Origin of the sequence: Anatilimnocola aggregata (assembly GCF_007747655.1) — a bacterium.
Classification (GTDB): domain Bacteria; phylum Planctomycetota; class Planctomycetia; order Pirellulales; family Pirellulaceae; genus Anatilimnocola; species Anatilimnocola aggregata.
Window position 1 is genome coordinate 4,401,878 of the sequence record NZ_CP036274.1, and the last position, 23,859, is coordinate 4,425,736.

The 23,859-nt window shown below is 57.7% G+C and carries 14 protein-coding genes; 10 read left to right on the forward strand and 4 right to left on the reverse strand.

Annotation, left to right across the window (positions count from 1 at the left end):
• Positions 1-370 precede the first annotated feature (370 nt).
• Both ETAA8_RS16600 and ETAA8_RS16605 read left to right on the forward strand, forming a co-directional pair.
• The gene (locus ETAA8_RS16600; protein ID WP_145090510.1) at positions 371-1,075 is read left to right on the forward strand and encodes an arginyltransferase; all 705 of its coding nucleotides are present in this window, start codon (positions 371-373) and stop codon (positions 1,073-1,075) included.
• A gap of 188 nt (positions 1,076-1,263) precedes the next feature.
• The gene (locus tag ETAA8_RS16605; protein ID WP_145090513.1) at positions 1,264-3,732 is read left to right on the forward strand and encodes a SurA N-terminal domain-containing protein; all 2,469 of its coding nucleotides are present in this window, start codon (positions 1,264-1,266) and stop codon (positions 3,730-3,732) included.
• Between the two features lie 66 nt (positions 3,733-3,798).
• On the opposite strand, the gene ETAA8_RS16610 is transcribed toward ETAA8_RS16605, so the two are convergent.
• The 3 genes from ETAA8_RS16610 to ETAA8_RS16620 are packed head-to-tail and all read right to left on the reverse strand — an operon-like array spanning position 3,799 to position 8,487.
• A complete protein-coding gene (locus tag ETAA8_RS16610) occupies positions 3,799-4,719 on the reverse strand; it encodes a hypothetical protein (RefSeq protein WP_238397784.1) in 921 nt (306 codons plus the stop codon).
• Between the two features lie 51 nt (positions 4,720-4,770).
• Positions 4,771-6,063 carry a DUF1552 domain-containing protein gene (locus ETAA8_RS16615; protein WP_145090519.1) on the reverse strand — a complete coding sequence of 431 codons (1,293 nt, stop codon included), beginning with the start codon at positions 6,061-6,063 and terminating at the stop codon, positions 4,771-4,773.
• 39 nt (positions 6,064-6,102) lie between these two features.
• Positions 6,103-8,487 carry a DUF1592 domain-containing protein gene (locus ETAA8_RS16620; protein WP_145090522.1) on the reverse strand — a complete coding sequence of 795 codons (2,385 nt, stop codon included), beginning with the start codon at positions 8,485-8,487 and terminating at the stop codon, positions 6,103-6,105.
• A 280-nt stretch (positions 8,488-8,767) separates the two neighbouring features.
• On the opposite strand from ETAA8_RS16620, the gene ETAA8_RS16625 reads away from it, so the two are divergent.
• The 8 genes from ETAA8_RS16625 (at position 8,768) to ETAA8_RS16660 (ending at position 22,943) form a co-directional block, all read left to right on the forward strand.
• Entirely contained in the window at positions 8,768-11,107 is a 2,340-nt protein-coding gene (locus ETAA8_RS16625; protein WP_145090525.1) for a PSD1 and planctomycete cytochrome C domain-containing protein, read from the forward strand.
• A 52-nt stretch (positions 11,108-11,159) separates the two neighbouring features.
• Positions 11,160-12,524 carry a DUF1501 domain-containing protein gene (locus ETAA8_RS16630; RefSeq protein ID WP_145090527.1) on the forward strand — a complete coding sequence of 455 codons (1,365 nt, stop codon included), beginning with the start codon at positions 11,160-11,162 and terminating at the stop codon, positions 12,522-12,524.
• Between the two features lie 394 nt (positions 12,525-12,918).
• Positions 12,919-13,485: an RNA polymerase sigma factor gene (locus tag ETAA8_RS16635; protein WP_145090530.1), complete on the forward strand. Its 567-nt coding sequence runs from the start codon at positions 12,919-12,921 to the stop codon at positions 13,483-13,485.
• 120 nt (positions 13,486-13,605) lie between these two features.
• Positions 13,606-16,032 (forward strand): WD40 repeat domain-containing serine/threonine protein kinase, encoded by a 2,427-nt coding sequence (locus tag ETAA8_RS16640; RefSeq protein WP_145090533.1) that lies wholly within the window; start codon positions 13,606-13,608, stop codon positions 16,030-16,032.
• Positions 16,033-16,102: 70 nt separating this feature from the next.
• On the forward strand, positions 16,103-16,813 hold the full coding sequence (locus ETAA8_RS16645; RefSeq protein ID WP_145090536.1) for a hypothetical protein: 711 nt from the start codon (positions 16,103-16,105) through the stop codon (positions 16,811-16,813).
• An 83-nt stretch (positions 16,814-16,896) separates the two neighbouring features.
• A complete protein-coding gene (locus ETAA8_RS16650) occupies positions 16,897-17,646 on the forward strand; it encodes a hypothetical protein (protein ID WP_145090539.1) in 750 nt (249 codons plus the stop codon).
• A gap of 127 nt (positions 17,647-17,773) precedes the next feature.
• The gene (locus ETAA8_RS16655; RefSeq protein WP_145090541.1) at positions 17,774-20,911 is read left to right on the forward strand and encodes a caspase family protein; all 3,138 of its coding nucleotides are present in this window, start codon (positions 17,774-17,776) and stop codon (positions 20,909-20,911) included.
• Positions 20,912-21,041: 130 nt separating this feature from the next.
• On the forward strand, positions 21,042-22,943 hold the full coding sequence (locus tag ETAA8_RS16660; protein WP_145090544.1) for a PD40 domain-containing protein: 1,902 nt from the start codon (positions 21,042-21,044) through the stop codon (positions 22,941-22,943).
• Positions 22,944-23,127: 184 nt separating this feature from the next.
• Here the strand turns inward: ETAA8_RS16660 and rpiA are convergent, their stop codons facing one another.
• Positions 23,128-23,850 (reverse strand): ribose-5-phosphate isomerase RpiA, encoded by a 723-nt coding sequence (rpiA, locus tag ETAA8_RS16665; protein WP_145090547.1) that lies wholly within the window; start codon positions 23,848-23,850, stop codon positions 23,128-23,130.
• Between the last annotated feature and the right edge of the window lie 9 nt (positions 23,851-23,859).

A 23,859-nucleotide genomic window follows, 5' to 3' on the forward strand; every position in this document is an offset into this window, starting at 1 on the left:
CTCTCCCAGCCGCGGAGCGGCGCAAGATGCCCAGCCCACGGCGTGAGCCGTGGGTATGAATGCAAAAGTGAATCAATAGCCCCGGTAGGGGCGACACGATTGCGGAAGCGCGAGATGTTATCTGCGCGGTCTCGGCGGGGACCAACATCTAAATCCGGTTTATTCTCCACCTCTTTCGCCCCTGCCGGGGCTTCCGTTTCGCGTGCGATCCTTTCCCACGGCTCACGCCGTGGGCTGGGCATCTGATCGCCGCTGCCGCGGCTGGGGAATAAACCGTTCGCTATCTCGACGACTTCCGACTTCCGACCTGTCCCGTCTACTGGCGAACGGACCGTGGGATCGGCGATGATGGTGAGGACGGGGCGATGGCATGCAACCTCAAGAAATCATCATTTTCGATTCCCTTTCTCCCTGCCCTTATCTCGAAGGGCAGACGGCGCGGTTGCCGCATCGTCAACCGTTAAAGCGGCTGACCCTCAACCAATTCGATGAGCGGTTAGAGATCGGCGATCGGCGCAGTGGAACGATGCTCTATCGCCCGGGCTGCCCGCATTGCCAGGCCTGTGAGCCGATTCGCCTGAACCTGCAAACGTTCCAGCCCAACGCCACGCAGCGGCGAACCTTTCGACTGGGAGAAGAACGACTCGAAACTCGCGTCGGCAGGCCAATCGTCGACGACCAGCGCGTGGAGTTGTTCAATTTGCATCGCGACTTGCGAGGACTCGACCGGGGGGATGACCCCATCGATGCTGCCGGCTACGAGCAGTTTCTAACCGACTCCTGCTGCCGCACCATTGAACTGAGCTATTGGCTGGCCGATCGGCTCGTTGGTATTGCAATTACCGATGTCGGCAGCCAGGCGCTCTCGGCGGTCTATTGCACGTACGATCCACGCCTGTCGGACCTCAGCATTGGCACTTACTCGGTGCTGAAGCAGGTGGAACTTTGCCGCGAGCAAGGTCGGCGGTACCTGTACCTTGGCTATTACGTCGCCGGGTCGCCGCACATGCTCTACAAGGCCAAGTTTCATCCGCACGAGCGGCGGATAAATGGCCAGTGGCAGTTATTTCCGTGAGGCGAGTGACCTCAAAAGATCAAAACTCGACCGGCGAAACGCCCTTCAGAAGGTCACCTACGGTCAAACTGGCATTGTATTTACGTCGATGGCTCCTAGAATTTCCTCTTTCCGGCTAGGTCTGCCCCAGGGACCCCGCCGGTCATTGAATCGTTTCGCAGATTTGGTTTCCGACACAGGCAACGAGCATGCTTCACCACATACGGCAAAATTCGAAAATTCTTCTGGCCGTTTTCGGCGTCATTCTGATTATCGCTTGGTTGGTTCTTCCTGCGATTCAGGGCATGTACGACTCGGCCGGGGGTGGTTCGCAGCGCGACCCGGTTGTGGTTACGTGGAAGGGTGGCAAGTTAACCGCCGGCGAATTGCGCCACTTGCGCGCGGTTCACAACACCACACTGCAATTCATCCTCTCGATCATTCAAGAGACCCGTACCCGTGGTGGCACACCGCGAGCCCCGGGCTACATGATGCTCATGCCCGAACAGCAATGGGTGGGCATTTCGCCCTACATGAACGAAGAAAGTCTCGTCAATACTCAGATTCTGGCCCAGCGCGCCCGGGCGATGGGTGTGGTTGCCAGCGACGAAACGGTGAAGCAGTTCCTGATCAAAATGAGCGACTTCATGCTCAACGAACGGGATCTGGCCGAACTCGTCGCCAAGGCAATTCCCGATGCGGCCATCATGGTGACGCAGGGTTCCGTCTTTGAGCACTTGAAGGACGAAATCCTCTCGCAGCAGATGCAGATCATGGCCCAAGCCGGCGTGAACACGCTGACACCGGGCGACTTGACCAATGTTCGCCTGCGCTTTGGCGATCACGGACTGCTGCCGCCGGGCGAAATGTGGAACTTGTACGAACGGTTCAATCGCAAGGTGGCGATTCAAGCGTATCCACTGGAAGTGACGAAATTCCTCGAACAGGTGAAAACACAGCCCACCGAAGAAGAGTTGAAGAAGCTGTTCGAAGAGGGACGCATGCTGCCGCCGAATCCGGAATTTCCGGAGCCCGGCTTCCGGCAGCCTCATCGCGTGGCCTTTGAATATGTAAAGGTCGAGACCGCTCCGTTCCTGGAAGCAGCGAAGAAGGAAATTACCGACGAGCAGATCGCCGCTGAGTACGAAAAAGGGAAGGCCGCCGGTCGCTTCAAGGTTGAGGAAAAGCCTGCCGAAACCCCAATGGACAAGAAGCCCGAAGAAACTCCCGCCGATCCCAACGCGCCGAAGGATCCCGCCGACCCGGCCAAGCCCGACGACAAAAAACCCGAAGAAAAGAAGCCTGAAGAAGCCAAGCCTGACGACAAAAAGCCGGCCGAAGCTAAGCCAGAGGAGAAGAAGCCAGAAGAAAAGCCAGTTGACGACACCAAGAAGGCCGCTGAGCCCAAAAAGAACGAAGGTTCAGCGATCTTGCGCGATGTCCAGCTAGTGAATTTCCAAAACGACGAGCCAAAGGCAAAAACCGAAACCAAGCAGGCTGAAGAAACCAAGAAAGACGAACCAGCCAAGCCAGCCGAAACCAAACCGGCTGATCCGAAGCCTGAAACAAAACCCGAGGAAGCAAAGCCTGCGGAAACAAAACCCACTGATCCTGCCGCCACCACTCCTGCTACTCCGGAACCGGCCAAGGAAGTCAAATTCAAACCGCTCGACGAAGTGAAGGAAGAGATTCGGACGCAACTGGCTCAGCCCATTGCTGCCGAACGTCGCCAGGCGGTCATTGGCAAGATCGTAGCGGCGGTCAATACTTACGCTCGTCAGTTCAATCGCTGGAAGGCGCATCAGGATCGGATCAAGCTCGACAAACAGGCCGCGAAGGTCGATGTCCCCAAGCCCGCGCCGCTCGACCTCGCAGCAATTCTGGGCGATGCCAAAGCCAAGGTCGAGATTGTGCCGCTGTCCGATGTTTATGAGATTCGCAAATTCGAACTGGGCCGCGATGCCAACCGCTTCGATACCCAAACCTTCCAGCAGTATCCGTTTGCCGCCGTGGCCTATCAGGAAAACGCCAGCACCTACCTGCCGGAAACGCTCCCCTTCTCGTTCGACAATAAGCAGTTCGTCGGTCTCTCGCCTACCATTTGGGTTTATTGGCGGACCGATGAACAACCGGCGAAGGAGCTGACCTTCAAGGAGGCCCGCGAGCAAGTCCTCGCTGCCTGGAAGCGTAAAGAAGCAATCAAGCTCGCTGAAGCCGAAGGAAAGAAACTGGCCGAGCAAGCCGCTGCCAAGATGGATTTGAAGGCCGTCGTCGACCCCAAGCTGGTCGTCGAGCCGCCCCCCTTCACCTGGATGACGACCGGTGCCCTTGGTGAACAATTCAACCAAGCTGCTCCCACCATCAGTGCCGTTCAAGGCATTCCGTTTGCCGGGCAAGATTTCATGCAATCGGTCTTCGACTTGAAGGTGGGCGAAGCCGGCACCGCGCTCAATCAACCACACGACACGGTGTGGGTCGTGCGTCTGGTCAGCGAAGAAACCGACCTGGCTCGTGATCGTGCTCGGTTCATCGAGACCGCCAGCACCCCCACAATGCTCGACTCGGCCTTCGGCGTCGAGAGCCAATTGCAGCGCGAGCTCTATCAAGAGCTGTTCAAAGAGTTCAACGTTCAATGGGTGCCGGCCTATCTGACCGGCGAACAAGAAGAAACGAATTAGCTCCTGGAGCAATTCAGCTTCAGAAAAGACGGGGCGGCAGACATTCTGCCGCCCTTTTTTTCGCACTTACTCGTCAGCTTTTTTTGCCCGTTCCAAAGCCTGGCGGCGAATCTCGTCCTTTGCTTTCGTCAGCCGATCGGGCCAGGTGAACTTTGGTGCCTGCTGCGGATCGTACCCGGCAAGGTGCCCCGTGAGTCGCGTCACCGGCTTGGTGTAGACCAGCTTCGTCTCGCCAAAGACTTCGCCACACAACGCAGCCAGCCCTGGATCGTATTCTTGCAGTTCGACCCGCGTATTCACGTGGTTGTGATCGTGGTCGGGCTCGCGATTGTTATCGAACCACGACTGCACTCCCTCGGCAAAGTACTCGTGGTGATTGACCGAGGCGTACTTTCCTTTCCACAAGCCGTTCTTCATCGCCGAGTCATACGTGGCCCGCAACCGTTTGTCGAATGTCGCATCGACACGGTCCAGCCCGCGCAAGTGAATGTTGTGGGCAAATTCGTGGATGAGAATACACTCGGTCGAATAAGGATCGCCAGCATAACCGAGCAAGTTCTCTTCGCCGCACGAACAATAGGGATCGCTCTTGCTGCCGCCGGTGCCGCGAGCCCGCGCATCCCAATAGTCCTTCGCGCTAATCGCTGCATACTCGCGCGGCGCGCGCAATTCGGCAAACTCCGGCAGGTCGGTGGTGAATTCACTCGCGCCGATGATGCACATGCGCGATCCGCTGGCGATCATCGCTTTCCGCACGTCGGGCCGGTGTGCCAACATCTGCTGCACCAGAAACGCAGCTTCCTTGATCGCGTAATCACTCACCTTCTCCGACGCGACAATCGGGTACCCCTCAACGTCGACATACTTTTTATAAAAGGCCGGCACCTTTAACTCAGCCGGCGGTGCGGTCACTTCGTACTCCGCAGCGTGCAAACTAGCCAGCGGCAGACACAAGAGAGAAATTACCCAGCACTTGCGCAACGTCATCTCGGCTTTCCTCATCATTGGCTGGCTTGCCAGTGCTTTTCGAAGCAGGGATCAAGCTACTTCTAGCCCCGTCATCGTGCCCGTGCTGGTCGCGAACTTCTCGACTTCCATTCCCGTCCGTTGCAGGACCGAAAGATACAGATTCGGCAGCGGATAGTTCTTGCCGCGGTTGAACGCAAGGTGTTGCCCATGCCGGAAGCCGCCGCCGGCAAACAGCACCGGCATGTTCTTATTATCGTGACTCGAAGCGTTCCCCAAGTTGCTCGTCAGCAATACGGATGTATGCTCGAGCAGATTCCCGCCGTGATCGTCGGTCTCTTTCAGCCCGCGCAGGAAATCGCCCCAAGCACGCACGATCTCTTTCTCCACGAGCGCCAGCTGCCGTAGCTTCTCGTCATCCTGGCCGTGATGGCTCAGGTTGTGATAACCTTCGTCCACTCCTTCGATCGGCAGCACGCCTCCCGAACCACCGAGATGCAGCGTGATGAATCGCGACGAGTCGGTCGCGAGTGCAAGCCGCACCATGTCGCTCATCAATCGTTGCCGGCCGATAAAGTCGTTCGGATTGCCAATGTCGATCGGCTTCGAAATATCAACCTGTGGCTTGGGCCGATTGGCCCAAGCTTCCGTATCCTTCAGCCGCCGCTCTAACTCGCGAACGCTGGTAAAGTAAGAATCGAGCCGGTCGCGGTCGCCGCGCCCCAATTGCGATTGCAAGGCCCGCGCATCTTCGGCCACAAGGTCCATCACGCTCCGCCCTTCGCGTGCCCGCGCGATCTGCTTCTTTTGCTCGGCGGGAGAATCGCTGAGAAACAAGCGCGCGAACAAGCGGGCCGGTGACTCTTCAGCCGGAATCATCGAGCCGTTTTCGGTATACGACGGACTATTGCTGCCGGACAGACTGAGCGTGAGGGAGGGAAACCGCGTGTGATGTCCCAAGTATTTGGCGAGCAACTGATCGAGCGAAACGGTGTTCCGCGACGCCGCAGCCGAACTCATCGGGGCCGCACTAAGCAAGCTCGCTTCAGCCCGATGCCCGCCCGAAACGCCCGGATGGGAAGTGCCGGAAATGACGGTGAAGTCGTTGCGGATGTTTTGAATTCCTGCCAGGTAGGGCGAGGCCTCGTAGACCTTGCCACCTACCTTGGGAAACAAGCTCTCGGCGTGCAGTCCCAGCCCCAGCGTCATTGCGACAAACCGTCGCGGCGGCGAGGTGGCCTGATTAGCACCGAAGGCCGGTGCCATCGCAGTTAGCCACGGCATCGCCAGCGAGATGCCCGCCCCGCGCAGGACCGTTCGCCGACTGAGCTGTTGTTGAAAGTTGAATTGAATGCCACGTTTCATGAGGTTCTCCTGCCATCATCCTACCGGATGCGCCACGACTCATTTGGTTAAAAACACGTTGCTCGCCGCAACTTCCTTCACAATCGTTCGGAAGCCAAAGCTATCCTTCGCCGTCGCATCCACAATTCGTTCCACTTCTTCCCGATCCGCAAAACTTACCGGACCACCCGTGCCATAGGTGAGCAACTTCTCCGCCAGATTTGCCGCCAACTGCCTGGGCTGATTCGCAATCAACGCGCGGAAGTCATCCACATTTTCAAACTTTCGTCCGTCCGGCATTTCATAACTCGCATCGATCTTCGGTCCTTGGGTTCGCTTACCGCTGGCCAGCAGGACGTACTTCTCTCGCCATCGTCCGGCGGGATCAAAATTCTCCAGTGCAAATCCTGGCGGATCGATCTTCACGTGACAGCTGGCACACGTATCCTGCGAGCGATGCTTCGCCAATTGCTCGCGCACACTGGTCGCACCGCGAATATCGGGCTCGATCGCCGGCACATTATCGGGTGGCGGAGGAATCGGCACGCCCATCAGACGTTCCGAAACCCACACACCGCGCACAACGGGCGAAGTGTTGGAACCATTGGCCGTCACCTTCAAAATCGCACCTTGGGTCAACACGCCGCCGCGATGACTCTCTGGCGCGAGCGTAATTTGTTGCAAGTTGTCTCCGGTAACGCCGCTCAAGTCGTAGAAGCGGGCCAGGCGACTATTCAAATATGTATAGTCGGACTTGACGAGCCGCGTCACGCTCTGATTCTTCTGCAACATCGTGGTGAGATACGTATGCGTTTCGTCGAGCATGCTGTGCTGCACGATCGAGTCATAATCGGGAAACAGCTTCGAATCGGGCTCGGTGAAATCGATCAGTTCCAGATCGAGCCATTGAGCCGCAAAGTCGACGACAAACTGCCGGCCGCGCTGGCCGGCAAGTAACCGTTCGACTTGTCCTCGCAGGACTGGGGACTTGTGCAATTGGCCGGCATCCGCGAGCGACGACAATTCTGCATCGGGCGTGCTGCCGGTCAGGAAATAACTCAGCCGAGCGGCAATCGCATGCTCATCGAGTTGGCCCGGCTCTTCGGTCAAATACAAGAACCGTGGCGAACAGAGCATTGCACGATAACCGATGCGAAGTGCTGACGAAAACTCAACACCGTCGTCGATCGCCGCGTGCACAATTTCGACATAGCGCTGCAATTGTTCGTCGCTGGCTGGCCGGCGGAACACGCGACGGGCAAACGCCTTGAGCAGTTGGGCCGCATCTTTTTTCGGAGCATTGGTCTCGACGTGATAGGTTCCGCCCTTCTTGTCCCGCACAACTTTCAGCGAACCAAACAGCAACTGACGAATCCCCTCGTGGGTCGCGCCATGATGAATCCGCTCCATCGTGATCTGTTCGATCGCGATACCGGGCACGTTCTGCGGGCCACCTTCTCCAGCGCCGACTTGCCCGCCGTTGAATCGCCCCTTCTTGAGCGTGATATCTCCCGGCCGAATCTCCAGCATGTGCCTGGCCGGCAACCACGCTTCGAATTCAATCTCCTTGGCGGCCTCTTCAGCTTCGAACGATGTTACCCAGTTGAGTAGCGGGGCGCTCGAGACACAGAGCCCCGTGCGCACGGTCGTCCATACGCCACCCGTTGCGGGCGCCTTCAATCCGGCTACGCGCACTTTAAAGCGATACCAGCCGCTCTCCTTAGCCGTCGTTACCGGCAACCGGCCATAGAAGATCAGTCCCGACGACCACGTCACCGCGCGGCCATCGAGCATCTCTGGCTCGCGCGTTCGCCTCTTCGGGTCGCTCCGGACGATTTCTTTGGGGCCGAAGACCTTCTGCAACGGTTCGTGTGGTGCCAGCGCGCGGTGAAAGGCCTCGTCCAGGGCCAGATCGACAACGGCCAGTTGCCGTTCCATTTGAAAGTGACTCATTGCCTGCCCGTCGGCCACGGTATTAAAGCCGGCCGAGCGCGCTTCTTCTGGCAATTGATCGGCGAGTGGAATATCGATTCCTAGCAAATCGTGCAGCGACCGTTCGATTTCTCGCCGCGTAAGCCGGCGCGATTGAACGCGGCCGATTTCGGCATCACGGGCGTGCTGGGTCTCGCGAATCCAGTTGCCTGTAGCCTGCAGAAACGCTTTCGTGGCCGCGACCGGCGGCCGCACGGCATCTTTCGGGGGCATCTCGCCACTCTGGACGCGGTCGAAAATGCGGACCCAAAAGTGCTCTGTCTTCTTATCACCAAGTTCGGTGCCAAGCTTCGTCAGATCGAGCCCCGCCTCGGCCGACTTTCCCGTATGGCAGTCGAGGCAATGCTCCTTGAGAAAGGTGGTGGGCTTGGCTGGAACATCCTGCGCGCCAGCGGCATTCACGCCGACCATGGCCAGCAGAATGAAGTGCGAAATGTGAGAGAAAGTACGCATGTGGCCAACCGGGAGGGAACTTGTCAATCGTGTCGTGGGGCAGGACCTTCATCATACCTGCTGGGCGGTTTGGAGCCCACCTGCTTTCTTGAGCCCGGGGGGCGATACCCACAGGCTGATGAGGCCCGCATCTTTGCCTCAGAATTGATCGGTTGGCAGTCACGCGAGGGTGTTCCTTTTCGAATCGCTTCATTCACAATTCTCTCCAGCTTGCAGTGGCATTTCGTTATGAGTCCGGCGATACTAACAATCCCGCCAGCTAACCGCGAGACAAGCCTCCATGCCTCGAACTCACCGCTCCAACTTTTGCCAGTCTATTTTTCCGCTGCTTGTCGTTTGCAACGCGACGATGGTAAGTGCGCAGGCACCATCGGCAGAGGATGTAAAGTTCTTCGAAAATAAGATTCGTCCCGTATTGGTCAAGCACTGCTACGAGTGTCACTCCAAGGACTCGAAAGAGGTCGGAGGTAAACTTCTCGTCGATAGTCGCGATGGGTTGCATCGGGGCGGAGAATCAGGTCCGGCCTTGGTCGCCGGCAAGCCGGCCAAGAGCCTTTTGATTCAAGCTGTTCAATACGACGGCCTGCAAATGCCACCCGATCAGCCCCTGCCCGAGGCGGTCGTCAACGATCTGATCGAATGGGTGCGACGGGGCGCGCCGGATCCTCGTCAACCCAAGGCTGTGGCGGTACGCCAGCGAGACGGTTCTACTGTTAGTGGCAACGAACCGTTGTGGTCACTCCAGCCGATCCAGAATCCGGCCGTGCCAGACGTTCTAAACGCTGAGTGGCCGCGCGATCCACTCGACCGGTTTGTGCTCGCCCGCATCGAGGCGGCGAAGCTCACACCCACCGCCGACGCAGAACCTCGCAAGCTCGCAAGGCGGCTTTATTTCGATCTGGTTGGCCTGCCCCCCACAATGAGCGCTGTCGAGGCGTTTGTTGCGGACTATGAATCGCGCGGCCCCGAAGCAACCGCGAATCTAATCGATCAACTCCTCGCCAGCCCGCAATTTGGCGAGCGCTGGGGGCGCTATTGGCTCGATGTCGCCCGCTATGGCGAATCGAACGGCAACGATGGCTTAAGCCGAAACCCGACGTTCCCCCATGCCTGGCGTTATCGCGATTACGTCATTCAGGCCTTTAATGCCGATACACCCTTCGATCAGTTTGTGACGGAGCAGATTGCTGGCGATTTGCTCCCGGACGACTCGCCCGAACAGAAAGATCGCCAGCGGATTGCCACCGGGTTTTTGGCCTTGGGATCAAAACCAGCCAAAGCGATGAACGCCAACTTTGAGATGGACGTGGTCGCCGATCAGATCGATGCGATTGGTCGCGGCATCTTGGGTTTAAGCGTGGCCTGTGCTCGTTGCCATGACCATAAGTTTGACCCAATTCCCACCCGCGATTATTACGCGCTGGCAGGAATTTTCACGAGCACTGAAACCATGTGGGGAACCGCGGCCCATGAAGGCTTGACGGCACCAGCCACCGATCTGCATGTGCTGCAAACTGCTCCGCACACGCCACCGCCGAAAGACTTTGTCGAGACGGTAGCAGTAACTGACTCGAACACGGGCAAGCCGAAAACCCCTCCTAAATCAAAATGGAAACCTGGTACCCCACTGGCCATGGGAGTTCGCGACCGCGCCAAGCCCGCCGATACCAAGGTGAACATTAAAGGCGAAATGGCGAAGACTGGCGAAGTGGTACCACGAGGATTTTTAACCGCCTGCGAATTGGCCGAAAAGTTGGAAGTTGACGCCACTCAAAGCGGCCGCCTGCAACTGGCCAAGTGGATCACGCACCCCTCTCATCCGCTGACCGCTCGCGTGCTGGCGAACCGCATCTGGCTGCAACTGTTTGGTGCGGGAATTGTCACAACACCAGACGATTTTGGCGTGTATGGAGAGCGGCCAACTCATCCCGAACTGCTCGACCATTTGGCGACCCGTTTGAAGGCTGGCAACTGGTCGATCAAGCAACTGATTCGCGCCATTGTCCTCAGTCGCACCTATCAACTGGCCAGCGATGCCGATGCGAAGTTAATCGAAGGGGATCCTCAAAACCGCCTGCTCACCCGCCACTCGCGCCGCCGGCTCGACGCGGAAATGCTGCGCGACAGTATGCTACAGGTCAGCGGACAATTGCAGTTGCAACCGGCCGAGGGTTCCCTCGTCAGGCACCGCGATATCCTGGTGAATTTGGCGGGTAATCTGCATCAGCCCAGCAACCATCGCAGCATTTATCTGTGCTATCTGCGTAGTTCGCCTCCACCGGAATTGGCAGCCTTTGATCTGCCCGATTTTGCCAGCGTGATCGGGCAGCGTGACGTGAGTACGGTGCCAAACCAAGCGCTGCATCTGTACAACAGTCCGTTTGTCATCGAGCAGTCGAACCATTTTGCTCAATGGGTACTAAGCGAAACGGCCTCGGCCGAGGGGCGGCTGCGATCGGCTTGGGAGCGTGCGTTGGGGCGAGAACCCAATCAGGCTGAAATCGCGAAAGCTTTGGAATTGGTGCGTCTGACAGAAACTGAGTTGGCCGATGAAGATAAGGCCTGGGCCAGTTTTTGCCAGGCGCTGTTGATTGCCAACGAATTTCGTTATGTCGATTAAAGTTTGCTGAACTAGCGTTGAAACAAAACCACTTTCCGGTGCGGAAGCTGTGATGAATTACTCGCGACGCGACCTGCTGCAAGCAACCTCCTGTGGCTTTGGATATTTAGCCTTGCAAGCCTTGATGGGGCAGCAGGCGTCGGCGGCACCAATCGCTCCGGCGGTGCCCAACACGCTCGCGGCTCGTCAGCCGCCACTGCTTGCGCGGGCCAAGCGAGTGATCTTTCTGTGCATGAGTGGCGGGCCCGCACAGATGGACACCTTTGATTACAAACCGCAGACCGGCAATAAGAAGCATCCCGGCTCTGTTTTTCCGTTCCAACAGCATGGTGAGAGCGGCCTGTGGATTTCGGATCTGCTCCCCGAAACAGCCCGGCATGCCGACCAACTCTGTGTGATTAACGGCATGCATGCCGATACCGGCATCCATGCTCAATCGTTCCTGCAATTGCACACCGGCGACCGTTTGCGCCAGCGCCCCAGCTTGGGCTCGTGGATCAGTTATGGACTGGGTACCGAGAATCAGAATCTCCCCGGGTTCATCAGCCTGAATACTTCGAAAAGCTCTGTCTATTCCAGCGCCTTCCTGCCATCGATTTTCACCGGCACACCGATTGGGGTGAATGGCGAGAACATGTCGACCGCTACCATCAATAATGTGGCCAGCGATCACTTGCCGCTCCCCGCCAAACGTCGGCAACTTGACCTGGTGCAACTGATGAATCGCCAGCACCTGGCTGAGCGCCCAGACGAACAAAAGCTGGAGAGCGTCATCCAGTCGATGGAGTTGGGCTTTCAAATGCAGGCGGAAGCGCCGGGCTGGTTGGACCTCAGCCGCGAGACGCAGGCCACTTTGGATCGTTATCGTGTCGGCAAGCAAGGCGAATCGGTTGGGGTTTGCAAACCTTCGGACTTCGGTCGCCAATGCTTGCTCGCGCGCCGCTTTGTCGAAGCGGGAGTGCGATTTGTCGAATTGAACCATGGCAGCTGGGATCAGCACAAGAATCATCGTCGCGATCTTCAGGCCAACTGCGAAGCCACCGACGCTCCCATTGCGGCATTGCTGGAGGATCTCAAACAGCGCGGCTTACTCGAAGATACCTTGGTCATCTGGGGCGGCGAATTTGGACGCCCTGGTCTCACGCCGGATGACGGCAAGAACGAAACTGATCACAATTACCGCGGCTTTACCTTCTGGCTCGCCGGTGGCGGTGTGAAAGGTGGCTATGTGCACGGCAAAACGAATGAGACCGGCGCGCAAGCTGTCGAAGGAAAAGTCCACTTCCGTGACCTGCATGCCACGATCTTTCACCTGCTGGGACTGCCCGCCAACGAGCTCACCTATTGGTACGCTGGCCGCGACCATCGGCTCACAGGCCCCGAGGGGGGGCAGGTAGTTCACGACCTATTTGCCTGAGCACTCGGGGACTCAGCTTGGCAAGTTGCCGTCGGTTTGCAATCGGCCAACTAAAATTCGCTCGGCAGGATGCGCAGTCAGGCTAGTTTCTGTCCTGCGCCTTCAACTCACCGTTCGCCTCTGAGCCACGACAATCAGAGACAATCACGCCAGCGCGAACCAGCCGATTTGGAATCTTCAACAGCGCCAAAACGCAGAGCGGCAAAGGTGCTGGTTCCGTTCATGTTGTTCTCCAACGAGAGATGCCAAGCGGGTCTCAAGCAGCGCATCGACGAGCGCCGGCCTCAAACAGGGCTTTCGATGAACGCCGTCAGAACCGAGCGAGAACTTGAAGGCAGCGTTTGCCGATCGGTCAGCGACAACACCTTAACATCGCAACAGGTATACTCCTGCGGTGAATACGACGTCGCTATCTTTGCTCGATCGTCTCAGCCGCGGCTCGGACCAAGCTGCCTGGAGCCGGTTTGTCGACTTGTACACGCCGCTGCTGCTCGCGTGGTGCAAGCGACTGGGATTGTCGGACGCTGATTCAGCCGACCTGATGCAAACCGTGTTCGTAACGCTCTGCGAAAAACTGCCGGCGTTTCGGTACGACCCGGCGCACAGCTTTCGCGCATGGCTCAAAACGGTGCTGCTGAATTCCTGGCGAAACCAGGCCCGCAAGCAGCGATCAGGCACCCCCGGAGCAGCTGCTGCGCTAGACCCCGATCAGCTGCCCGACACCGATCCGCGGTTGCAACTGGACGAAGCCGAGTATCGCTCGCACCTTGTGCGTCGCGCCCTCGCGATGATTCAGGAGCAATTCGAGCCGACTACCGCGCGAGCCTGTTGGGAATTTGTCGTTGAGGAGCGGCCCGCGCAGGAGGTGGCGGACGAACTGGGTATTAGTGTGAATTCCGTGTATCTCGCCAAATCGCGAGTACTTCGGCACTTGCGGCAAGAACTGCGTTGGCTACTCTGACGACCAACGGTTCTCTTGATTTTCGGCGTTTCTCAAGAATTTCCAAAAGGAGGTGACAGGTTTTCCATAACGACGTGTACTGTTCCTGCCAACATCGCGTCCGCGAAAGAGATATCTGCCATGCCTCCCCAGGTTACCTGTCCGCCGAACCGCGCGCTCGAGCATTTTTTGCTCGGCCGGTTGGAGGACGAGGATTCACTGTCGCTGGAAAACCACCTGACCAGTTGCACCAATTGCCAACAGCAATTGACAACCTTGGCGGCGGAAGATGAGTTCGTAGAGACGCTGCGGCTGTATTCGCGTCTGACCCCAGCCCATGAATCATTCGCATACTTGCCAGATGCCCCCGAGGAACTGGTTAAGTTGCTCGTGCCGCATTTCAAACAGATAACCCTGGCCATCGAAAGTACGATCGCGCTGCCGGTCTCCGCCGCCGATACGCCGACTTTTCCCAAAGGTTTACCTCTGCCCGCCACCTCGGCCGCCGACCCCTCACTGCCAAAGACAATCGGGCGGTACGAGATTCAAGGTGTGCTGGGGAGCGGGGGCATGGGGACTGTGCTCCATGCGCATGATCCGCTGCTCAAACGATCGGTGGCGATCAAGGTCATTCATGGCGAACTGCTTGCCGAAAAGGGTATCGCGACCCGCTTAGTGCGTGAAGCCCAAGCGGCTGCGGCAATCGAGCATGACCACATCGTTGCGATCTACTCGGTAGAAACGCACGAAGGTTTGCCGTGCATCGTTATGCCGATGTTGCGAGGTGTAACGCTCAAGCGGTGCTTGGAAGAAACCACGGGCCCACTGCCACTGGCCGAGATCCTGCGAATCGGACGCGAAGCTGCCAGCGGTCTGGCTGCCGCGCACTCCGCGGGTCTGATTCACTGTGACATCAAGCCCGCCAATCTTTGGCTTGAAACGCCGCGTGGACGTGTAAAGGTACTGGACTTCGGCCTGGCAATTGTCCACGGCGAGAACGATGCCGACACCGAGGCAATCTCCGGCACACCCGGGTATTTGGCGCCCGAGCAAGCTCGCGGCTTAGCCCTTGACCAGCGTTCCGACCTATTCAGTCTGGGCTGCGTGCTCTATCGCATGGCGACGGGGATTTCTCCATTCACAGGTGAACGGCGGATGCGGGCCTTATGGACGGTGCTTTCCGATCCACCGCCCCCCGCGACGAAGTTGAATCCCAAAGTCCCTACCGAGCTGAGCGACTTGATCGGCCGCATGCTAGCGCGCGATCCAAGCGAGCGGCCTGCAACTTCGGCTGCCGTTGTCGAAGCCTTGGAATCATTCGAGCGGCGTCTTGTCGATCAGCAATATCGCATGATTCGCCGACGCTGGTTCGCGGCCATGTTGGCAGTGGCGTTGATGAGTGGCTGTGCAGTTGCCTGGTGGGGAATGATGAACACACCAGCGGCTGAGGCTCCGGTGAAGGTGACTTTCAGCGGCGATGAGCCCTCGTTCGCCGTGGTGCTGCGACGCGATGGGCACGAGCAATCGTTGACGCTCGGCCGCGAAAAAACGCTCGACCTACAGCCGGGCGATTACACCGTCCGACCGGCGACCGAACTGCCAGGCCGGAGACTCGTGCCCGATCATTTTTCGGTGCTTGCTGACAAACCACAGGCACTGCGAATCGCACTTGTGGGCGAGATCACACAGCATGTGACGCATACTCAACCGGTGACCTGCGTTGCCGTGCGGCCCGGGTTGACTCCTCTGGTGTTGTCTGCAGGCCTCGACCGTACCTTGGTCGCCTGGGATCCCACGTCTTCAGCCACTCCGCGCTTTGTCGATCTACCACACGCTGCCCGCTGTTTGGCGGTTTCTCCCGATGGCAATTACGTGGCGACGGCGGGCGGTAACAAGCAGCCGCCCGCGGAACTGGCGATTCGGATTTGGGATGCACAGAAACTGATTCCGCGCGGAGAGCCCCTCGCCGGACATACCCGCATGATCACAGCGCTGAGCTATTCACCAAACGGTGAGCGAATCGCATCAGCTGGAGCAGATGGCGTATTGCTCTGGAATTTGAACACGGGTGAATCGCAAGCGCTCGTCCAGGAATCACCTCAAGTCATGTTCGCCCTCGCCTACTCTGCCGATGGCAATCAATTGCTGACTGGCAGTGACGAGGGGCAAGTCGTCGTTTGGGATAATCGCACACGCAAACGAGAGAGAGAGTACAGCGCCGGTTCTGCTGCGGTGCGCGCCGTAGCATTTCTTTCCGAACGACTGGTGGCCGCTGGTGACGATGGCGTCATCCGCATCTGGAACGCGGGCGCGCTTCAGCACGAATGGCTCGGTCACACAGAGCCTGTGTTGGCACTCGCCGTTTCTTCTGATGGCAGACAAATATTGTCGGGCGATGCTGCAGGAACGATTCGCGTCTGGTCGGTACCTTCCGGCCAGACAACTCATGTTTTGACGGGACACGATCGGGCGGTGCAAGCCGTCGCGTTTGTGGGCAACGGGAGACAGGCAGTATCCGGCGGCGCCGATGGCGTCGTTCGTTTATGGCAGTTGCCATTTAGAGATTGATTGGTTTGATCGTGGCCAGCGGGTGTTCCGCTGACAAGCGTACTTTAGTTTGCAGCTGAGGAGTTTAGATATGTTGTTGTCACGCACTAGTTGGTTGGCGTCCGTCGTTGCCGGATGCCTGTTGTTCTCTGGCACCACTGCGTCGGGTCAACAGACCGAAGCCGACGAGACGTCGAACGTCGTCGAGCAGATCGCGCTCGCAGCGGAATTGACCGCGTTTGGCCGGGGCGAATTGACCGATGCCACAGGTGTCAAGGACTTCAAGTCGGCAGAAGCACTGGTCGCTGCCGGCGGCATCCTGCTGCGAATCCACAAGCAAAGCGGCGGCAAAATGGCACCGTCAGATGCCACGGTGATGGATCAAGACGGCAAGGCGGTGGCGGAGGAAAGCGGCGCAGCCGAGTCGCTCGCCGACGAAGCGGCCGCGCTGTTTGATGAGGCCCGCGCCCTCCCCTCGAAGGACAAGGCCGCACTCGAAGCACAAATCAAGCAAGCGCAGACCGTCACAGCTCGCGCCGGCGGGTTAGGGCCACGGGTCGTCAGTCGCACGATTGTGACGGGCCACGCCCATACAGTTCGCATGGCGGTCCGGCCAAACGCTCCCGCGGTCGTTGTGCATGGGACGGCCAAAACTCACTTTCAAGCAATCGGTCCCGGCGGTAAAGTTATCTGGCACAGCCACGGCCCCAGGGGCATTTATCATCCCGGTGGTGCGAAAGACGTCACGCTCAAGGTTTTCAATCACGGCCCAGTTACCAAATACAAAGTCATTGGCAACTGAGGCGGCAATTAACGCTTGAAAGGTTTGTGGTCGACGGATGTTCCGTCGCCTTTAGTTCCCATTTGAAGAAGGAAGATCAGCTCATGTTCATGTCTCGATCAGGTTGGTTGGCTGCGGTTGTTGCCGCATGCATGATGTTCTCAGTCACAGTCGCGCAGGCTCAGAAGGCGGTTGAGGGATCTGCGGACCAAACAGAAGCAGAGAAGACCGCCGAACTCGTTGAAAAAGTGGCTCTCGCCGCGGAATTGACCGCCTTCGGCCGGGGCGAACTGGCCGACGCAACAGGCCTCAAGGATTTCAAATCACCCGAAGCACTCGTCGCCGCTGGCGGAATTCTTCTGCGACTTCACAAGCAAACCGGAGGTAAAGTGAATCCAGCCAATGCCGAGGTGACGGAAGATGGAAAAGCGGTAGCGGCAGAAGGTGAGACCAACTCGTTTGCTCATGAAGCAGCGGCCCTGTTTGATGAAGCTCGCGCGTTGCCCTCCAAGGACAAGTCAGCTTTAGAAGCGCAGATCAAGCAAGCTGAGCTGGTGACGGAACGTGGTGCTGTGGGGGGCCCCAGGGTCATCAGCCGCATCGTCAAGTCGGGCAAAGCTCAGCATGTGGATTTAGCCTTTGAGCCGCATTCGCCCGCGTCGATTTCGATGCGCGGAACCGGCAAGGTTCAATTTGAAGTGATCGGTCCAGGGGGCAAGGTACTGTGGCACAGCCAAGGTTCGTGGGGCTTTTACAACTTTCAACCTGGCAGAGCTGCTGACAACAAAGGAATCAAGATCAAGGTGATTAACGGCGGCGGACCACCAGTCGCTTACACAATTACCACCAACTAACCAAGTTGCGAACTGCACGATGTCGTATTTGGACGGGCTGCCAGGTCTGTCCAAATACGATCCACGTTCCGTCCGATCCAACGTCGGAACTGTTTGACCCACTACCCCACGATCACCGAGTCCTGCCATGTCGCTGCTCCGCTTCACCGCTGCCCTGTTGTTGCTTTCTCTCTTGGCCGCGCCGCTGCTGGCCCAAACCAAAGGGAAAAAGAACAAAAAGAAAAACGCCGACGAGCCGGTGCCCGCGCAGCCCGCAGAAACTGTTAAGCCGCTGGCAGCGGCCGATGAGGCAGAGGAAGCAGTCGAAGGTGAAGACATTCCGCGCGTGATTCCGGTCTTTGATCCTGGCTCGCATACGCAATCGATTTGCGCGATGGGCTTCAGCAGCGATAAGAAAAAACTAATCACCGTCGGCGAAGATTCGTCCATTCAGGTCTGGAGTACTTCGACTGGTGAGCGGCTCGATATTCTTCGCCTGCCGGCCTTTGGACACGAACAAGTTTCCAGCGTCAATGCCTGGCACACGGCCACGGTTTCACACGATGGTCGCTATGTGGCGATTGGTGGCGGCGTACGCCAATCGTTGTCCGAAGGAGACGCGTCCGAGCGCGCCAAGTTGATGGTTGTGGATATCGAAAAGCGTACCGTGAATCACCTGCGTGCTCCCAGCGGCGAAGTGACGGCGCTTGCGATTGCGCCCGACTATCGTTTGGCCGTGGCGTTCGGTGGACGCAGGAACGAAATCATCATCTACCCGGAGATAACTGCGACAGAAGTGCGGCGGCGCGAGAGCACGGTGCTGAAGGGGGAAGATCTCAAGCGAAACGCCGATTTTTTGCAATTCAGTCCCGACGGCAAGCAACTCCTGTCGAGCCACCGCGAACGCGACTTTGTATTCTGGAACCTCGGAACCAACGTGCCCACGATCACGCAGCGGTTCGGTGCTCAGGCCCAGACTTCGTGCATTGCGTGGTCGCCCGACCGCAAACAATTTGCCAGAGCTCTCTTGCCCGGAGTCCAAGGAAAACATGGGTTTGAAATTCGCTCCGCGGAAGGCAAGTTGCTTCAAGAGCATTTGTTCAAGGAGATTCAAGGATTTGCCTCGGCTACTGACCTGCGGTCCATCTCTTATGTGAACCCGCAAACCTTGCTCTTCTGCTCCAGTGATTCCAATGGGAGTGCGGAACCAGGTGCGTTTGCCTATCTCTTCGATCTGACTACCGGCCAGGCCAAGCGCATCTTCGAAGATTTCTCGGCAGGCATTTTTCACACGGCGGGAGCAGTTTCGGCAGATGGCGAACTCGGGGCAATCACCGTCTCGATGGGACTCGACGCGGTTGTCTTTCGTGTGAAAGACGGCGCGGTTGTCGCTCGCTGCGGAGCTGCCAGTCCTGTTCCTACGCTGGTGGGCTGGGCTGCTGCCGATCGACCGGCTGGTTTCGCCTGGTCGGAATTGCGTCATCGGCGAAAATTCAACACCGAACCCACCGACCTGCAGTTCGGCTTTGATCTGGTCAAGATGGAGCCGATTGCCGAAGTGCGTCCGGCGGACTATGGCGTCCTGCGAGAGTCTGTTGGCGAGTGGAGCATTCGGAAGCAGGTCAGCGGCAAGTTCGATGTCAACCGAGGCGAAGAGTCGATCGGAACCATTCAAGGCTTTAACGGAATTCTGGCGCGATCCTTGATTCCGCGCGGCGATGAACCGCCCCTGGTGATCTGGGCAGCGAATAAGATACGAACTGGCAGCTCGAGACTTAGTTTGTCGAAGAGCGATGGAACTACCGTCACGAGGCTTTTTCCCGACACGATCTTCGTTCGCGACGTGGCCCCGGCCCCCGATGGCCGCTTTGCGATTGTGTCCACCGGCGCGCATCAACTCAACATTTACACCACCGACGGGCAGGCCTTCCCATTTCTCAGCTTCGCCCGCGTCAATGGCGAATGGGTGATCTGGTCGCGCGAAGGTTATTTCGCGGCCAGTCCCGGCGGCGAAAAGCTGTTCGGTTGGGCGGTCAGCAACGGCCCCGACCGCTTATCGACATTTTATCCAGCCGAGAAATTCTCCAAGCACTTTCATCGCCCTGACTTGCTGAAGCGGGCGATTCAGCTTGGCTCGATCGAAGCAGCCCTCAAGCAGCAAACTGAAGCTCGTGCTCCAGCACTCGAACAGTTACTGCCTCCCAAGGGTACGTTGACGTTGCTCAAGCAAACCGATGGCCGCGTGCAAGTGCAAGCGTCGGCGATTCCCGGTGCACCGGACAAGCCCGTCGTCGCCATGCGCCTGCTGCTTGACGGTCGTCCCCTAACCAACGGAGTTGGAACCAAGACAGTTGCACCGGGAGAAAAGGCCGAAGCAACCTGGGAGCTTGAGTTTCCTGCCGGCACACATGAGTTGAAACTGCTGGTTCGCGGAGAGGACAGTTCAGCGGTTTCCGATCCGCTGGTTCTCAAAGGCCCGAAGTCAGAAAGTCAAATCTCTGTCTTGCATCGAATTTGTGTGGGGGTCGACCAGTATGCCTTGCCAGCGCTAAACCTCACCTCGGCCGCCAAAGATGCGACCGATGTTTTTGCTGCTTTAGAGCGACACTGCGTGGGCGAGCACAATCGCTTTGGCAGAGTGAATGGAACGCTGCTGACCAACAGCCAGGCGACTCGCTCGACCGTGCTTAAAGCGATTGCCGATATTCGCAAAGTGGCCAAGGCTGGCGATATTGTCGTCTTTCTTTTCGCCGGGCATGGAATTGCGCAGCCACACGTTGCGATAACGCCGCAAGGAATCAAACGCCTGGACGAGTACTATTTGATGACGCACGAAGCCGATCCCAATCAAAGCCTCAAGGACAAGTCACTTTCGGGCTCCGACTTACGACTGGCCCTGGCCGATATTGAATGCCCCGTGCTGCTCGTCATGGATTCGTGTCACTCGGCCAGCGGAGTAAAAGCATTCCGCCCCGCGACCGACGACCTCACCCGCGGACTCACCGATGCTTCTGCCGGCGTCACTGTGTTAGCAGCTGCCATGTCGCACGAAGTGGCTTCAGCGACCGCGGAGAATGGCCACTTCACCGCCGCCTTCCTCAAAGCGCTCCAGGTGGGCGAGGGCGTTCCGTACGATCCACACGAGCATGTGCTCTACACCCATCACATCTATTCGGTCGTCTTCTCGGAAGTTCGCAAGGCAACCAATGGCAAACAGAATCCCTTCTTGAACATGCCGTGGACCGTGCCGCCCCTCGCCCTCCGCGATGTCCCCTTTACAAAGTAAAGAGCCACACTTTGGCACAGGAAGCAAATTCAGAAAAAATGTGCTGCACGGCCTGCGCGAAACAAATCGTTAGCGATTGCGCGTAGTATATTTGCTATCGAGCCAAATTCCTGTTCTGAGGTGCTGAGCGATGAAAAACACCTGGGCGTCACATTTCCTGGTGGCGGTCGCCTGCTTTTTGCCAAGCGTTTTGGTTTGCCATTGCCAGGAAACTGCCTGGGCTCAGGTGACAAATGGTGGCAAGAAAGCCGCCCCGCCTTCCATTCCCGGTTTGCCGGAATTGCCCCCCGGTGTGGAGTTGCCTCCCGAAGTTCAATCGCAGCTGAAAAAGGCGTTACAGGAACTGAAAACGCTTGAAGACACAGCCAAGACGAAACAGACTCCCCAAGTTAAACTCGCTCCGGCAGCAGTTCCGTTGGCTCCGAACACCAAGCCCAAGAATCCAACCTCCGCACCGGTGCCTCCAAGTGCTACGCGCGTAGCCACTCCATCGGCGTCGGCTGCGACCACGTTCAAACGAGTAGCCAAGGAGAAGTCGCTGGCGAAGGTCGGCGAGCTCGACTTCACCAAGCGCGACAACAAGAAGCCTCACTTTTGGGTCAGTCCCGATGGTCGCCGACTGGCTTACTTGATCGACAAAGGAATCGCCGTCGACGACAAGCAGTATCAATACCAGAACTCCATTCGCCAGGCCGATCAGTTTGTGAAGAACTTCCGGTTCAGTCCTGATAGCCAGCGCACATCTTGGATCGTTCATCTGGGGCAGACCCAAGGTGAAGGGCAAGGAGAGACCCTGGTAATCAACGGCGTGCCCGAAAAGATCGGCTGGAACTTCATCGCCAACCATGATGGCGGCATCTTCAGTCGCGACAGCAAACATGTCGCCTATACGGCGCGCCGCTACGCCAAAGGCGATGTCGAATACGTGCTGGTCGTCGATGGCAAGGAAGTGGAAGTCTTCCTCAAGTCTCCGGCGTGGGCACTTACATTTACGGCCGATAGCCGGCGTGTGATCTGGGCTGAAGATACGGGTGACCACTATGAAATGCGTGAATCGAGCATTGATGGCAGCCAGCCGCGCATCGAGCGGAAGTTTGGTCCCGCTCAACTGTCGATGAATTTCTTTTATGGTCCGGCAGGTGAAGTGGGCTATGTTGCCAGTCAGTCCCAAGGCAACAAGTTCATTGTCTACGATGGGAAGGAACTGAAGCCAGGCTTCAAATCCATCAAGACTCTGCAACTCAGCCGCGACGGCAAGAATATCGCGTTCGTGATGGAACCAGAGAACTTTCGTGAGGTAGTGGTTGTCGACGGCAAATCGAGTCCCGCTTATGGCGGCCTGGAAGCCGATTATGTGAAAGACAGCCTCGCCCTGAGCCCCGTCGGCGGTCGAGTCGCGTATGGCATCGAGAATCGGCGCATCGAGTACCCCGTGATCGATGGGAAGCAAGGGAAAGGCTACGCGCGAGTTGCAGAGTTCACCTTCAGCCCCGATGGCAAACGTGTGGCCCACTGGGCCGTGCAAAACGGCAAGTTGCTAGTTGTGGCTGACGGCCGCGAGAGTGCCCCCTACGATGAACTGGGCCTCCCGGTTTTCAGCCCGGATAGCAAATCGCTCGCTCACGGCGCTGGTGTTGGCCAGCGCAAGTTTGTGGTTATCAATGGTCAACCGCAAAAGTCCTACGCCTTTGTCGGCGAACCTGAATTCAGTCCCGATGGTAAACGTTTAGTCTATCTCGCTGATCATTCGGCTGAGGGACCGACAATCCTCGTCGATAGCGGAAAAGAAGGAAAGCAGTACGACGTGATTCAGGAGCAGTTGTACTTCAGCCCCACGGGTCAGCGGCTGGCCATGGTCACATCTGCCAGAGATCACGAAATGGTCGTTGTCGATGGCGTAGAAGGAAATCGCTACGATCACATCATTACGCTGGGGGGCGGCAAAGTTGTCTTTGACGATGAGGTTCACTGGCACTACTTGGCGGTGAAGGACGGCGAAGTAATGCTTGTGGAAGAGACACTTGCGGAGTAACCTCTCGCCGGGGCCGAGGCGATTGCAGCGCTTGGCTCCAGCAATCATACTTGGCCGCCTGATACACATCCTTTATCTGGCTGCCGTTCTGCTAATCGCCTCACTTGTCGCGTCGAATGCTGGTGAAACGCCAAACATCGATGGCGGTCCCCATGCCGGTCGCTGGTGACCTCTTGAGATTCATTCACGAGGGTAGTCGCGGCGAATCAAGGGGAGGATTGCCATTCTTAACGATCACTCTGACCTGTCCCTTGTCAGCAATAAACAGCTCGTTGATTTCAGACAAGAACAAGCCGTGCTCGATTACGCCAGGAATCGAAGCTAGCCAGGTGGCGAGTTGCAGAGGGTCGTGAATGGCACCGAAGTCAACATCGAATAGATAGTTCTGCTGGTCAGTTACCGCTAGAGTGCCCTTGGGCTCGCGACGCCTGGATACGGCAAGACCCGCTTCTCGAAGACAACGTTCCACAAAGGCCGCGGCAAAGGGGAGCACTTCGAGTGGCAACGATTGACCAACTCCCAGCACTGGGGCAAGCTTGCTGGAGTCAGCGATAATAATTGTTCGTGTTGAAGCAGCGGCCACGATCTTTTCACGAAAGAGCGCGCCACCACCACCTTTGATGGCTCGCAAGTTTGCGTCGATCTGATCGGCACCATCGATTGTCAGGTCGACGATCGAAATGTCCTCAAACGAACGGAGGTTGATATTAAGCGCTCGCGCCAATCGCTCCGTTGCGAGCGAGGTCGCGGTAGCCTCGATCTGAAGTCCGGCAGCGACTCGCGCACCCAGCAGACGGATGGCACAGGCAGATGTACTCCCCGTACCAAGTCCGACAAGCATGCCAGCCTGAATTTCATTTACCGCGCGGGCCGCGACCAACGCCTTTTCTGCCTCAAGATCCAGCATGTTTAAACT